Origin of the sequence: Rhizobium sp. B21/90 (assembly GCF_019355815.1) — a bacterium.
Taxonomy (GTDB): domain Bacteria; phylum Pseudomonadota; class Alphaproteobacteria; order Rhizobiales; family Rhizobiaceae; genus Rhizobium; species Rhizobium rhododendri.
The window spans coordinates 1,006,274-1,019,852 of sequence record NZ_CP072162.1; the positions used below are offsets into that span (position 1 = coordinate 1,006,274).

At 60.3% G+C, this 13,579-nt stretch carries 12 protein-coding genes; 3 read left to right on the plus strand and 9 right to left on the minus strand.

What is annotated here, in order from left to right; translation table 11 throughout:
- Window positions 1–46: 46 nt before the first annotated feature.
- The 7 genes from J5278_RS04850 to J5278_RS04880 form a co-directional block, all read right to left on the minus strand.
- A complete protein-coding gene (locus J5278_RS04850; RefSeq protein ID WP_209184946.1) occupies window positions 47–844 on the minus strand; it encodes a sulfite exporter TauE/SafE family protein in 798 nt (265 codons plus the stop codon).
- Entirely contained in the window at window positions 826–1,257 is a 432-nt protein-coding gene (locus J5278_RS04855; protein WP_209184945.1) for a YeeE/YedE family protein, read from the minus strand. The genes J5278_RS04850 and J5278_RS04855 overlap by 19 nt, the downstream gene beginning before the upstream one ends.
- Window positions 1,254–1,664: a YeeE/YedE family protein gene (locus J5278_RS04860; protein WP_209184944.1), complete on the minus strand. Its 411-nt coding sequence runs from the start codon at window positions 1,662–1,664 to the stop codon at window positions 1,254–1,256. The genes J5278_RS04855 and J5278_RS04860 overlap by 4 nt, the downstream gene beginning before the upstream one ends.
- The gene (gene bigR / locus J5278_RS04865) at window positions 1,661–2,005 is read right to left on the minus strand and encodes a sulfite-sensing transcriptional repressor BigR (RefSeq protein ID WP_209184943.1); all 345 of its coding nucleotides are present in this window, start codon (window positions 2,003–2,005) and stop codon (window positions 1,661–1,663) included. Before bigR ends, J5278_RS04860 begins: the two co-directional genes overlap by 4 nt.
- Window positions 2,005–3,300, minus strand: a complete 1,296-nt coding sequence (gene blh / locus J5278_RS04870) for a bifunctional sulfur transferase/dioxygenase Blh (RefSeq protein ID WP_209184942.1) — start codon at window positions 3,298–3,300, stop codon at window positions 2,005–2,007. Before blh ends, bigR begins: the two co-directional genes overlap by 1 nt.
- Window positions 3,301–3,410: 110 nt before the next feature.
- Entirely contained in the window at window positions 3,411–4,724 is a 1,314-nt protein-coding gene (locus J5278_RS04875; RefSeq protein WP_209184941.1) for an AarF/ABC1/UbiB kinase family protein, read from the minus strand.
- A gap of 46 nt (window positions 4,725–4,770) precedes the next feature.
- Window positions 4,771–5,958, minus strand: a complete 1,188-nt coding sequence (locus J5278_RS04880; RefSeq protein WP_209184940.1) for an FAD-binding domain-containing protein — start codon at window positions 5,956–5,958, stop codon at window positions 4,771–4,773.
- A 672-nt stretch (window positions 5,959–6,630) separates the two neighbouring features.
- Here J5278_RS04880 and J5278_RS04885 point away from each other — a divergent pair.
- Window positions 6,631–8,892 carry an EAL domain-containing protein gene (locus tag J5278_RS04885; protein WP_209184939.1) on the plus strand — a complete coding sequence of 754 codons (2,262 nt, stop codon included), beginning with the start codon at window positions 6,631–6,633 and terminating at the stop codon, window positions 8,890–8,892.
- Window positions 8,893–8,997: 105 nt separating this feature from the next.
- Window positions 8,998–10,350 (plus strand): HD-GYP domain-containing protein, encoded by a 1,353-nt coding sequence (locus J5278_RS04890; RefSeq protein WP_209184938.1) that lies wholly within the window; start codon window positions 8,998–9,000, stop codon window positions 10,348–10,350.
- Window positions 10,351–10,455: 105 nt separating this feature from the next.
- Here the strand turns inward: J5278_RS04890 and J5278_RS04895 are convergent, their stop codons facing one another.
- A complete protein-coding gene (locus tag J5278_RS04895) occupies window positions 10,456–10,902 on the minus strand; it encodes an Lrp/AsnC family transcriptional regulator (RefSeq protein WP_142830462.1) in 447 nt (148 codons plus the stop codon).
- Between the two features lie 104 nt (window positions 10,903–11,006).
- Here J5278_RS04895 and J5278_RS04900 point away from each other — a divergent pair, with 104 nt between their 5' ends.
- Window positions 11,007–11,606 carry a LysE family translocator gene (locus J5278_RS04900; protein WP_209184937.1) on the plus strand — a complete coding sequence of 200 codons (600 nt, stop codon included), beginning with the start codon at window positions 11,007–11,009 and terminating at the stop codon, window positions 11,604–11,606.
- 79 nt (window positions 11,607–11,685) lie between these two features.
- Here J5278_RS04900 and J5278_RS04905 read toward each other — a convergent pair whose 3' ends face one another.
- Window positions 11,686–13,548 (minus strand): heavy metal translocating P-type ATPase, encoded by a 1,863-nt coding sequence (locus tag J5278_RS04905; RefSeq protein WP_209184936.1) that lies wholly within the window; start codon window positions 13,546–13,548, stop codon window positions 11,686–11,688.
- Between the last annotated feature and the right edge of the window lie 31 nt (window positions 13,549–13,579).

A 13,579-nucleotide genomic window follows, 5' to 3' on the forward strand; every position in this document is an offset into this window, starting at 1 on the left:
GACGTGAGGATCAGCGTATCGGATACCACGTCGGCGCCGGCCGGTGCTATCGGCTCGCCAGCCCCAGCGTGCTCCGATACAGCACGCAGCCGGCGACGACGAAGATCAGCAGAGCGAACATACGGTTGAGCAAGCTTTTGTAAACGCTGAGCCGCGTCGATAGCAGCATGCCGAAGACGCCGCCGATTACTCCGCCGCCGACAAATTCGGATGCAAGCCTCCAGTCGACCAGGCCGGATGCCGCGTAGTTGATGGCTGTCGCCAGTCCGAAGGCGCCTACCGACAGAAGCGATGATCCGACCGCATTGATCATCGGCATGCCTGTGGCGAGCATAAGCCCGGGAACGATCAGGAAACCACCGCCGATCCCGAAGAAGCCGGATGCCAGCCCCGAGACCAAGGCCACGCCTGCCGTCATCAGGCACATCCTGGCATCGACAGGTCGCGGCGTCTCCGTGTTCAGCTTCCTGGGCCTGAGCATCAGTGCACCGATCACCACCATAACGCCGCCAAAAAGCAGCATCAGTCTGTCCCCGTCGATGGACTTGCCGAGCGTCGATCCGGCGAGGGCGCCGACCATGCCCAGCGCCGAGAAGACGATGGCGCAGCGCCACCAGACATGGCGCCTGGCAGCATGTATGCCGAAGTTTGCGAAGGCATTGACCGAAACAGCCAGTGCTCCGGTCCCGATGGCAACATGCGGCTCGGCAACGCCGACGACATAAAGCAGCAGCGGCGTGGCGAGGATCGAACCTCCTCCTCCAAGCAGCCCGAGCATGAAGCCGACGAGGCTGCCCGAACCGACCGCGGACACGATTGAATAGGTCACGCCGGTTTGCTCCACACCCGGTCGTGCAACGCCATGCCGACGAGCATGGCGATCACAAAGACAAAAGACCCGGAGAAGCCGACCGTCAGGGAGGCCATCGCCGGGCCGGGACAAAAGCCGCCGAGCCCCCAGCCGATGCCGAACAACGCAGCACCGGCAATCAGCGGCGAGTCGATCGCTGTGCTGGATGGCAGGCGGAAGCTGTCGTCGAGTACGGGACGTTTCATGCGCTTCATGATGCGCACGCCGATAAACGCGACGAGGACGGCGCCGCCGAGCACGAAGGCAAGGCTGGGGTCCCAGGCGCCGAAGACATCAAGGAACCCCTGCACGCGCGCCGGGTTCAGCATGCCTGAAAGGGCGAGGCCGGAACCGAAAACGATGCCTGACGCCAGAGACGCGAGGATACGGAGGAGGGTGCGGTTCATTGTCCGAGCCCTCGAAGCACCGTCGTCGCGATGACACCGGCCACCAGGAATGTGGTAACGGCAATCATCGAGCGGGGCGAGAGACGCGCGAGACCGAGAACGCCATGGCCACTGGTGCAGCCGGACCCCATCCGCGATCCGAAGCCGACGAGGAGGCCGGCGAGGCTCAGAAGCGGCCAGCCGGCTGAAATCTCGACAGCGGGCCAATGCCCGGCGAAAGCGAAATAGGCGACAGGGCCGAGGAATAGGCCGACAACGAAAGCGATGTTCGTGGCAATGCCCGTTCCTTGCACTAGGCGACCGACAATTCCACTGATGCCGGCGATGCGGCCATTGAGCAGCAGCAGCATGACGGCCGAAAGGCCTATGAGCATGCCACCGATGAGCGACGGAATGTAGGTTGTCATTGCCCGGCCTCCGGCTTGCAGAATATCTCGTAGAGAGCGCCCACGAGCTGGGCGGCCTTTTCCTCGGTCAGGCTGTAGAAAATCTGCTTCCCCTCGCGGCGGGTCGCCACAATCTCCGCCTCACGCAGCACAGTCAGCTGCTGGGAGAGATGCGGCTGATGGAGATCGAGCATCACCTCGAGTTCGCCGACCGAGCGCTCGCCTTCCACCAGGGTGCAGACGATCATTAGCCGGGCGGGGTGCGCGAGGGTCTTCATAAGGCCTGCAACGGTGGCTGCGCGGGCTGCCATATCCTGAGGCGTCAGTGCCGGTGCTGCTGATTTATCTGGATCTGCGGTCATCAGGCTACCGTCCTTTCGAGAGCGTCCAGCGGAAATTTCAGGTAGCGCATGCCGTTCGCCTCCGGCTCCGGCAACCTTCCGCCGACAATGTTGACCTGCAGGGCGTGCAGGATGAGCTTCGGCATGGGGAGTGTCGCATCGCGCTCCCTGCGCAGTTTGACGAACGCCTCCTGCGATACGCCGGCAATGTGGAAGTTGGCTCGCTTCTGCTCACCCACGGTACTTTCCCAACGGGGGGCGCGGCCGTTGGGCTGGTAGTCGTGGCCTGTGAAAATCCGCGTCTCGTCGGGAAGCGCCAGAATGTCGCCGATCGAGCGCCACAGCATATGCGGGTCGCCGCCCGGAAAGTCGGCCCGCGCCGTGCCGCTGTCGGGCATGAACAATGTGTCGTGCACGAAGGCAGCGTCGCCGATCACGTAGGTAACGGATGCAAGGGTATGGCCGGGAGAGAACATGACCCTCGCGTCAATCGAGCCGACGCGGAATGTTTCTCCGTGCGCGAAAAGCCTGTCCCACTGGGAGCCGTCGGTCGCCAGAGCCGGCCAGTTGTAGATCGATTTCCAGAGCTTTTGGACGTCGACGACCTTTTCGCCGATGGCGGTCGGAGCGCCGGTTTTTTCCTTCAGGTATTGAGCTGCGGAAAAGTGATCGGCGTGGGGATGGGTGTCGAGGATCCACTCGACCTCAAGTCGGTTCTGCCTGACATAATCGAGAATGATGTCGGCATTGGCGGTTCCCGTCGAACCGGCCTTTTCGTCGAAATCGCGCACCGGATCGATAATGGCGCACTTGCCCGTCTCAGGGTCCGACAGCACATACTGTATGCTGGAGGTGCGCTCGTCGAAGAAGCCCGTGACCACGGGACGCCGCGCGATGTGCGTGGTCAGCCATCTGGCTGCCGCCGACGTGTCGATGCCATGCGTCTGTCCGAACGCGGTGACATCTGCAACTGCCATCCGGCCGTCCAGGGCCTCACCGATAACGTAAAGCAGCAATGCGCGGGTGCCCGATTTGCAATGGGCGACGACGGGGCCAGGCGATTGATCCATGACCCGCTGAAATGCCCGAACATCAGCTTCCGTGATCGTCGAAACGGTAACGGGTACGAATGCGTATTTCAGATACGCTCGCTGAGCGGCATCTTCTTCGGCCGCCGTTCCCGGTTGCGATGGCTCCTCCCCATCCGGCCGGGCATTGACCAGCGTCGTAAATCCCTGATCTGCGAAGAGCTTGAAGTCCCCCAGGTCAGGTTGCGGCATCACTGAAAGCTTCTCGGTAACCCTTGTCATTGCCATCACGGCATCCTTCGCCCATCAATATACATTTAATTATAATGTATATTGATGGGCGAAGCAATGGGATGGAGCACGTTTAGATCCGCGGTAGTGCGTGACTAGGCTTCCGATCAGGTGTAGGCGCCGAGTTTTTCCAGCAGCGGCAGGCGCGCCTGCAGCCGAGTGAACAGCAGAACCATGCCGCTGATCTTTCGTTGCAGGAAGAGCTTGTCCGGCGGTGGCAGGCGCCAGCTGGCGCTATCGTCAATCACGGGTGCAGCCAGATCCCTTATCACTGCGACAAACTGCCGATCGGCGAAATCGAAAAGGCCGTCCCTACTCGTATGCGCGTGCTCCAAGCCGATAGCGATCATCGCATTGATCGCTACGCGGTGACGGGCTATCTGCGCCTCCGACACGAATCCAATCGCGACCAGCGCATTGCGGACATGGTCCACGTCGCCTGCTATGCCTGCGCGCAGTATATCGCGGTAGGCCCCGGCGGTTTCCGGCTCGACGATGCGCGTGGCGCCAAAGTCGAGGAGGACGATCCGATCGCTATCGGGCTGCCAGCGATAGTTGGCGAAGTTCGGGTCGGTCTGCATGAGCCCGAACGAGAACAGTTCCTTCAGAAGAAGATCGAGCAGCGCTTCGCTGGCGGCGTTGCGCTGCATCTGGGAGGCATTTGCCAAGCTTTCAATCGGGATGCCTGCCACAAAATCCATTGGCAGGACGTTGGGTCTCAGAAGCTCTTCGAACGGCTCGGGCAGCGCAAATCTACCGTCTCCCTTGAGATGTTCGCCATAGCGGCGCATCTGTGCCGCTTCGCGCAGGTAATCGGCCTCCTCGTGCAATTGCCGCCTGGCTTCGGCAAGCAGAGGTGCGATGTCGAGACCGACCGGCACGAGGCCAGAAATCCTCAAAAGGGTGGCGACATTGTCGATGTCACCGTCGATGCTTCTGGCGATGCCGGGATACTGGACCTTGACCGCGAGTTCGCGCCCCGAGACCAGACGGGCGCGATGGACCTGGCCGATGGAGGCGGCGGCGACGGGCTTCGTGTCGAACTCCGCGAAGTGACGTCGCCAGCCCGGTCCCCAGGCTGCCGAGAGTGCGCGTTCCAATTGGTATGTTGGCATGAAGTGTGCGTCGTTGCGCAATTGGGCGAGGATCGCGGTCAATTCCGGGGGAAGCATGTCTCCCGCATCGAGCGACAACATCTGGCCGAGCTTCATCGCTGCACCGCGCATGCGCGACAGCTGCTCAGTAACCTTCAAGGCGTTTGAGGGGGTCAAAAGCAGGTCGCTCAGATGCGGTCGCTCGCCGTCTGCCAGACGGCGCAAGCCTTCGCCCAGCATCCCCGTGGCGACGCCGCCGGCGATCTGGCCAAGGGCCGCCAGACGGCCAAGACGGCTCTGTGGTACGGGGCGAAAACGGTCTTTCATCGGAAATGTCTCCGTAAACTGAGCACTGTGACGCTACGCTGTCGTGTCATGCTTGGTGGCCTGCGGCTTTGAGGAGTTCGGGGATCTTTTCTTTCAACCCGAAGAAGCCCTGGCGACAATGCGGCCAGGCGCGACGATCCCAGGGGCGGAGATTTTCGGCAAACGGAAGCCCGTCGTCTAAGGCTTGCCTGCGAAGACGTTGCAACCGATCGGCTGTCGGGCCGACGGGCGCAAACCCGGTCGCAACCTGACGGCATCCCGATGCTTTCGCGTCGTGAAACGCAGTGGGACCGAGTGCTCCCAGCACGACCGCGTCGGGCCAGCGCGACCTGAGGCGCGCGAAGGCATCTTCCAGCGACGTGCGATCGGCAGCCTTGTCCTCCGACAGAAAGGCGATGGCCTTGACGTTGAGGGTGTCGAAGGCTGGCAAGGTTTCGAGCGACAGATCCTCGATGGTGACCAGCAGCAGGGCGGGTGAGGTGTCGTCGGGCGTTTGCGAAGTTCTGGGCTGCGAGGCGGGCGGAACCGAGACGGTGTCGGCAGTTATCCTGGCGTGTTGGGCGAGCCCGCGGGGCGCGAACCGGCCGCTGGTCATTGTGCGGATTCTTTCGGCATCGGCCAGATAGGCTTTTCCTGCGGTATGAAGTCCCGCCACCCAACGCCACGACAGGGTATTCGATGCCGGATCTGCATCGATCAGGCGGTCCAGCATGAAGGCTGCTCCGAGTTCCCATGGCAGGCCGAGGGTAAAGATCCAGATCGATGCGAACTGCATCCGCGCCCAGTTGTGGAGATAGCCGGTGGCATCCAGCTCTGCTGCCCAGGCGTCGAAACAGTCTATTCCGGTGTGGCCGGCGCAGGCATCGGCGTAGCGCCGCGACCTGGCCGTATCGGCATCGAGGTGCTCGCGCGCCCGGTCCAGCGATTGCAGGTAACCGGTCCAGACGGTCGGCCGCTGCTCCAGCCATCCCTTCCAGTAGGTTCGCCAGAAGACTTCGCTGATAAACTTCTCTGATGTTGTGGGTCCATGCATTGCCAAGACGGCGCGGACGACCTCGTCCTCGCCGATCAGGCGTCGCCGAAGCGCGGCTGAAAGGCGCGAGACATTCACGTGGCCACCTGGCCCGTGGTCGAAATTTCTCAGGCGGGCGTAGCTTGCACCGGCATCGGGTACAAATTCGCGCAGGCGCTGCAACGCGGCAGTGCGCGTCAGCGGAAACGGCAGCTCATTCATTGATGCTCCAGCGGCGGCCAAGACAGATTTCCTTACTCAATTTCCTAGGTTGCGGTACGCCGGGAAATGGCAATCGGATCAGGCGTGATCGGTGTGTCGGCCCACGCCGGCAGGGCCTCGGCTTGTGACCTTTTGGACAGAAACAGCGGTGGTTTGCCAGTAACGCCGGATGCCAGGTTTTTGACCCGCCGCGAAAGAAGGTTAAATTCTTCTTATGCAAGTCTGCGGGAAATACGGTGGAGATTCTTGGGTTGCCAGACTGCGGTATTTTATTTCAGTGCCGCTTTAAGCAGCCCAAATTCCAATGAATGTCCAACCCCGATATACAACTCAATTTCAAGCAAGCGAATGTTGTTTTAATTATTAAATTTTGGATTTTCCGAAGACAGTTTCTAGAGTGCTCCTACCAATTCAGTGTCGCGACAATCATCAACTAAGCTCCAAAAGAAACCGGTCATTAGCCACGCAGGAAATATCTGTAGGGACGAAGGTCGCATTCGTCTTCAAAATCCCTGTCAAAATACATCGAAAATGCCTATTTTGACTTAGGGGCCTTCGAAATGAATTTTTTAGAGATACTGCATATGATGGCAGGGATGCCGTTACTGCGCCTGCAAATACATCCAGACCCCCAATATTGATCCGAAGGACTATCGAATGAGGAGCGTCGCGATGGTTCAGCGAAGCATAGTGGAAGAAACCAGGCGCATAGCGGCCCTTCAGGATCTGCAGATCATCGGGACGGCACCAACCGCAGCGTTCGACGCGATTGTCGAAGTCGCAGCGACTATCTTCGGCTGTGCGACTTCGGTGATATCGCTGATGGCGGAGGACCGCCAATGGTTCAAGGCGAAATGTGGCATCGACTTCGATGGCACGTCCCGCAGCATCGCGTTCTGCGACTACACGATCAAAGAGAATGCGCCGCTTGTCGTTCACGACGCGTCGAAGGACCTTCGTTTCAAAGACAACCCGCTGGTCACGGGCGACAATCATATCCGGTTCTACGCCGGTGTGCCTCTCTCGCTCGATGGCGAACTTTGTCTCGGGGCGCTCTGCGTTATCGACAAGGACCCCAGGGAGCCGAGCGAACAGCAAATCCAGCAGCTTGTGCGTCTGGGGCGTGCTGTCGAAGGCCTCTTACTGGCGCACCGTCATCTTGTTACGTCCCAGGCGGCGACCGCCGAAGCCCATCGTCAATCCAGGGAGGCAAGTCGCCGCGAAGCGCTGCTGACGCAGGTCGAGAGAATGGCTGCCATCGGCGCATGGCGCATCGATATAGCGACGAACGCCGTCATCTGGTCCGATCAGATCCGTATTCTCCATGAACTCGAGGACGGCGAGACGGTGACGCTCGAAGACGGGCTCAAGTTTTATCCCGAGCCGGACCGCACACGTGTCAGGCACGCAGTCGAAGAGGCGGTAAAGCTGGGCAGTGCCTTTGCGGTCGAGGCAAATTTCATAACTGCGCGCGGTCGCAAGCGCCGCATTCGCTGCAGCGGCGATGTCGAGATGGAAAACGGGGTGCCGGCCCATATCATCGGCATCTTTCAGGATATCACCGAACGGCACGATGCAGAGCGGACGCTTTGGCATAGTGCCCACGTCGATCACCTGAGCGGCCTTGCAAACCGGCACTGGTTTCAAAAAGACCTGGCCGAGCGGCTGACGAAGGCCCGGCATGAAAGCCAGAAAGTCGGGCTTCTGCTGATCGATCTCGATAGCTTCAAGGAAGTCAACGACACGCTCGGCCACCAGGCGGGAGACGAGGTCATTGCCAGGATCGCAAAGCGGCTGCAGTTGGTGGCGGGCGAGAGCTCTTTCGTTGCCCGGCTCGGCGGTGACGAATTCGCGCTGGTCCTGGAACGACCGATCGCGACGGACGACCTGCGTACGCTGGCAGAAGAGGTCATGTCCCAGGTGAAATCGCCGATCCGGTTTCAGAGCGAAGCGATCCACGTCTCCGCGTCGATCGGTATTGCCTGCTTTCCGGACGACGCGAACACACCGGACCAATTGCTGAGATGTGCGGATATGGCGCTCTACAAGATCAAGCGCTCCGGCCGTGGCAGCATCGGCTTCTTCGGCCCGGAAATCGCGACGATCTTCGACACACGTCGCATGGCATTGGAGAAGGTGCGCAGCGCGGCTGCTGCGAACCGCATTGTGCCCTACTACCAGCCAAAATTCCGGCTCGACGATCTGTCCGTCTATGGCTTCGAAGCGCTGGCTCGTATCGAGAATGAGGATGGAACGATCAGCGGTCCCTCGGATTTCTGGCCGGCCTTTGCGGATCCGACCAGTTCCAAGACGATCACCAGGCACATACTGGATGGCATCGTCAGCGACATCCTCCGATGGCGGGCCATGGGGATCGATCCCGGCACGATCAGCTTCAACGCCTGTGAATACAGTTTTCAGGATCCCGATTTTGCGAGCTCCCTGATCAGAAAAATCGACGGAATGAAAATTCCCCGGTCAAGCTTCGAGGTGGAGGTGACGGAGACGGTCTTCTGGGGGGACGACCCGAAGCTGGTAGGGCGCCTGCTGACCGAGTTGCGCGAAGCAGGAGTGCACGTGTCGCTCGATGACTTCGGCACTGGTTATGCTTCGCTGACCCATCTCCGCGATTTTCCCATCGACACTTTGAAAATCGACCAATCGTTTGTCGCGGGGCTAGGCAAGAAGCTGCAGAACACCGCAATCGTCAACGCCATCGTCGAGCTTGGACACACTCTCGGAATGAAAGTGGTGGCAGAGGGCATCGAAACAGAAGATCAGCTGGAATTCCTGCGCTCGATCCAATGCGATAGCGGCCAGGGGTTCTTCGTCAGCGGAGCATTGGCGGCCGACCGTATTACCGACATGCTGCAACCCGACGCGGATCGCAAACTGAAACCAGCGAACGAAACGAAGATCACCCTTGCCCCGTGACGTGCAGGTAGGAGCGGGAGAGTGCCGCAACACATGGCGCTGGCGCCGGGTTCAATTTTTGTCAATTTTCCTTTGCTAATCTGTGGCCCGGAGGAGACTGATCCGATGGTCGGCATCAACATTCGTTTGGCAGAAATTATAGAGGCTCTCAGCCAGGCGCTCGATATGACGGAAGGACAGCCTCCGGGGCACTGCATCCGCTGCTGCTACATAGGCACTCTGATAGGCCGCGAAATTGGTCTGGGCGACAGCGAGCTCCAGGATCTCTACTATACGCTGCTCCTGAAAGATCTCGGCTGCAGCAGCAATGCGGCCCGGATATGCGAGCTTTATCTCGCCGATGACCTGAGCTTCAAGCGCGACTTCAAACTGGTGGACAGCAGTCTCGGCCAGATGCTGCGTTTCGTCATCGGTCACACCGGCATGCAGGCGGGTCTTGCGGAACGCTTTCGCAGTATTGTCCATGTCCTTCAGAACGGCGGGGACTTTTCCACCGAACTCATCCAAACCCGCTGCCAGCGTGGGGCCGAAATTGCCCGGCAGATGCGCTTCTCGGAGAGCGTTGCACACGGCATCATGGGGCTCGACGAGCACTGGAACGGTGGCGGCAAACCGGAGGGCCTGGCCGGCGAGGACATCCCGCTCTTCTCTCGCATCGCCTTGCTGGCCCAAGTGATCGATGTCTTCCAGCGCAGCGGTGGACCACAGAATGCGTTGAAGGAAATTCGCCTGCGCAAAGGCCGCTGGTTCGATCCATCGTTGATCGACGCATTCTCCCGCGTCGCCCAGACAGAAGGCTTCTGGGAGGCCCTGAACGCCGACGACGTCGAGGAATTCGTTCTGGCGTTGGAACCCGGCCAGCAGATGATCATGGCAGACGAGGACTATCTGGATGATATCGCAGCCGGCTTCGCCAGGGTGATCGACGCCAAGAGCCCCTTCACGTCGGGCCATAGCGATCGCGTCGCGTTGTTTACAGATCTGATTGCCGAAGAGATGGGCCTCGATCTCGTCGGACGCCGGTTGCTGAAACGAGCCGCCTTGCTTCACGATATCGGCAAGCTCGGCGTCAGCAACAGCGTCCTCGACAAGCCCGGCAAGCTGGATGAAAAGGAATGGAAGCAGATGAAGCGCCACGCCGAGCTGTCCGAGAAAATCCTCTCGAACATCGGTGCCTTTTCGGCGGCGGCGGTCGTCGGTGGCGCGCATCATGAAAGACTGGACGGAAAGGGCTATCCCCGTGGCTTGCACGCAGAGGATATCCCCATGGAAGTCCGGATCGTCTCGACGGCTGACGTGTTCGATGCGCTGACCGCAGATCGGCCATACAGGCCCGCGATGTCCGTTACAAAGGCGATGTCGATCCTCTGGGAAGGCGCAGGGCAATCGCACGATCCGATTTGCATCGAAGCCCTGCAGCGTGCCCTTTCCAAAACCGTTCTGGCGCAGGCCGTCTAGACGGGTAGCTTCCCCCTAGTGCCGGACTTGCGGCAGCTGTTCCCCCGGAGCGAAAACCGAGCGCTTTCCGCGAGCGATCCGAAGGCTCAGTCACGCGTCACGATGTCAGACTGCGCGCTCGTCCTTCGGTGAGTCCATGACAATCAGGGAAGTGATGGAGCTGAGGTACGATCTCGTCCCCAGGACATCCGTGTGAAATCGTTTGAAGTCGGCAAGATCCCCGGTTTCCACGCGCAGCAGATATTCGAATGCGCCAGCTATATTGTGGCATTCAACGACCTCGGGTGCGATCGACATGGCGCGCTCAAAGCCTTCAAGTGCCGCCTTGGTGTGCGATGACAAGCCCACCATGACATAGACCGTGAAGCCGCGACCCAGACGCACAGGATCCGTGACCGCGCGGTAGCCCCGGATGACGCCCGTCCGCTCAAGCTCTTGGACGCGACGCAGGCAGGCCGAAGGGGAGAGGTTAACGCGTTCCGCAAGCTGGACGTTTGTGATGCGTCCATCCCGTCGCAGTTCTCGCAATATACTGTCGTCTATCTGATCCATCGTCATCATTCATTGCGTTGAAGTTGATACTAGACGCATATTAGACGATTAATTGCGGTCGTCTCCCCTTATTATTGCGAAGGAAAATCAGAGGAGGCAATTGGATGAATTTCACGGTGATCGTCGCCTTGCTGGGCTTTGCCTTCGTCACAACGGTAACGCCGGGCCCAAACAACCTCATGCTGATGGCGTCGGGGGCAAATTTTGGATTTCGCCGAACGCTGCCTCACATGCTCGGAATTGTGGCAGGCGTCTCGATCATGACGCTTCTGCTGGGCATCGGCCTGATGGCGCTTTTCGACATCGTACCGATGATGTACGGCGCGCTCAAGGTCGTGTCGATCGCCTATTTGTTGTGGCTGGCATACAAGATAGCGACTTCTGCATCCGTCGAACAGCGTGCTTCCAAGGGCCGCCCGATGACATTTCTTCAAGCCGCTGGCTTTCAGTGGGTAAACCCGAAGGCATGGGCCATGGGGCTCTCGGCGATCACGCTGTACGCTCCGGAACGCTCCCTGGTTTCGGTTTTTGTCGTGGCAATCGCCTTCGCCTTCGTCTGCTTTCCGGCGATATCGGTATGGGCATGGCTCGGAACGGTGATCAGGCAATGGTTGTCGAACTCCGCGCGCCTGAGGGCATTCAACATAGTCATGGCTCTCTTGCTCGTAGCCTCGCTATACCCGATCCTCGGATTGGGTAAGTAGGTCAGGTTTGACAAGCATGAGAAGCTCGCAGGCCGTCCGTCCGTGCCCGAAAAGGATAGTCCGGCGGCGCAGCCTGTAATCAATCCTCTGCCGTGACGGGCGCGATCCTGGGGGTGATCCGCAGGGCTCTGAGAGAGTTCAGGATCACGGCGACATCGATGAGTTCCTGGAGTACGGCTCCCTGCACCGGTGTCAAGTAACCCAGTGCCGCAGCAATCATTCCGATAATCGACATGGCGATGCCCGCGATGACGCTTTCCATGGCGATACGCCGGGAGCTTTTGGCAATTTCGATGCCGGGCAGCAGGCGATCCAGGTGATCGACAAGAAGCACGATATCGGCGGCTTCAGCCGAGGCAGCGGCTCCGCGGGCGCCCATGGCAACGCCGATGTCGGCGGCGGCCAATGCCGGGGCATCGTTGACCCCATCACCCACCATCATCACCGAACCATTCTTGCGCTCGGTCAGCACCAGAAGGACTTTCTGGTCGGGCGTCAGGTCTGATCTGACGGCATCGAGGGCTAGGCCCCTGGTCACTGTTTCCGCCACCGCACGCCGATCTCCGGTGGCCAGCAAAATCCGCTTGATGCCAAGCAGGCGCAGGTTGGCAACGAGTTCGACGGTTCCCGTGCGCAATGCATCCGCCATGGTGATGTAGCCCGCGATCCTGTTGTCGACGGAAAGAGCGACAACGACCGTCCCGACATCCATGATCGGGCTGGCTGCGGACAGGACGCCGACCTGTTTGCTGACGAACGCGATGCCTCCCACGGATACCTGGCGGCCGGAGATCACTCCGATGACGCCTTCACCGGGGCGCTCGATGACGTTTTCCGGCAATGGCAGCACCACACCCTGGCGACGCGCCGCTGCCACGATGGCCTGTGCCATGGGGTGTTTCGAGGCCTGCTCGAGTGCGGCCGCGAAATACAGGATCTCACCGTCCGACATCCCGTTGTGCGCTTCGATCGAAACGATCTGCGGGCGCCCGTCCGTCAGGGTTCCGGTCTTGTCGAGAATCAAGGTGCTGATCCGCGCCAGGGCTTCCAGCGGCTTTGCGCCCTTGATGAGAACGCCGAAATGCGCCGCACGGGAAAGACCGGCCACCAGAGCCACCGGAACGGCAAGGATAAGCGGACAGGGTGTCGCCACGACAAGGACAGCCACTGCACGAATGGGATCGCCGGTGAACCACCATGCGGCTGCCGACATCGCGATCGTAACCAACAGGAACCATAGCGAATAGCGGTCGGCCAGCCTCGCCATCGGTGCCTTGGATGCCTGCGCGGCCTCCACGAGGCGCACGATGCCGGCATAGGTACTGTCGGCGGCGCGATGCCGCACGCGCAGGTCGAAGGCTTCACCGGCATTGGTCGATCCGCTCATCGCCTCCTGACCCTTGTCCAGACGCGCCGGCATCGACTCTCCTGTCAGGGCCGATTTGTCGAGGATCGCCTGTGGGCTTTCGATATCGCCATCCGCAGGCACGATCCCGCCCTGGTGGATCAAAAGCAGGTCGCCGGGTTCGATGATCTCCAGCGCAACGTCTTCCAGACCACCCTTGGCATAACGCGTCGCGGTTCTGGGGACACGGGCTAGCAACGCGCTCATTTCACGCCGGGCACGGCCTTCCGCGAAGCTTTCCAGAAATGTGCCGCCGGAATACATCACGGCAACCACCGCTGCGGCGAGCGTCTCGCCGAAGAGAAGCGCTGCGGTCATGGACAATGCGGCCACGATGTCGAGGCCCACTTCGCCACGCCAGACGCTGCGCGCGATTTCGAAGATCAATGCCGCCAGAACCGGGACGACGCCGACCTGCCATGCAAGCCTTGCAGCATCCGGTTGATCCAAGACGTAAAGAAGCAGCCCGAGTGCAAGTGTGAACATGGCCACGAGGAGAAGCGTGGTCTTCAAACGGTCTGTTCTCTCAGCGGTCATGGACATCTCTCGCTCCCGTGGAGGCTCAGAA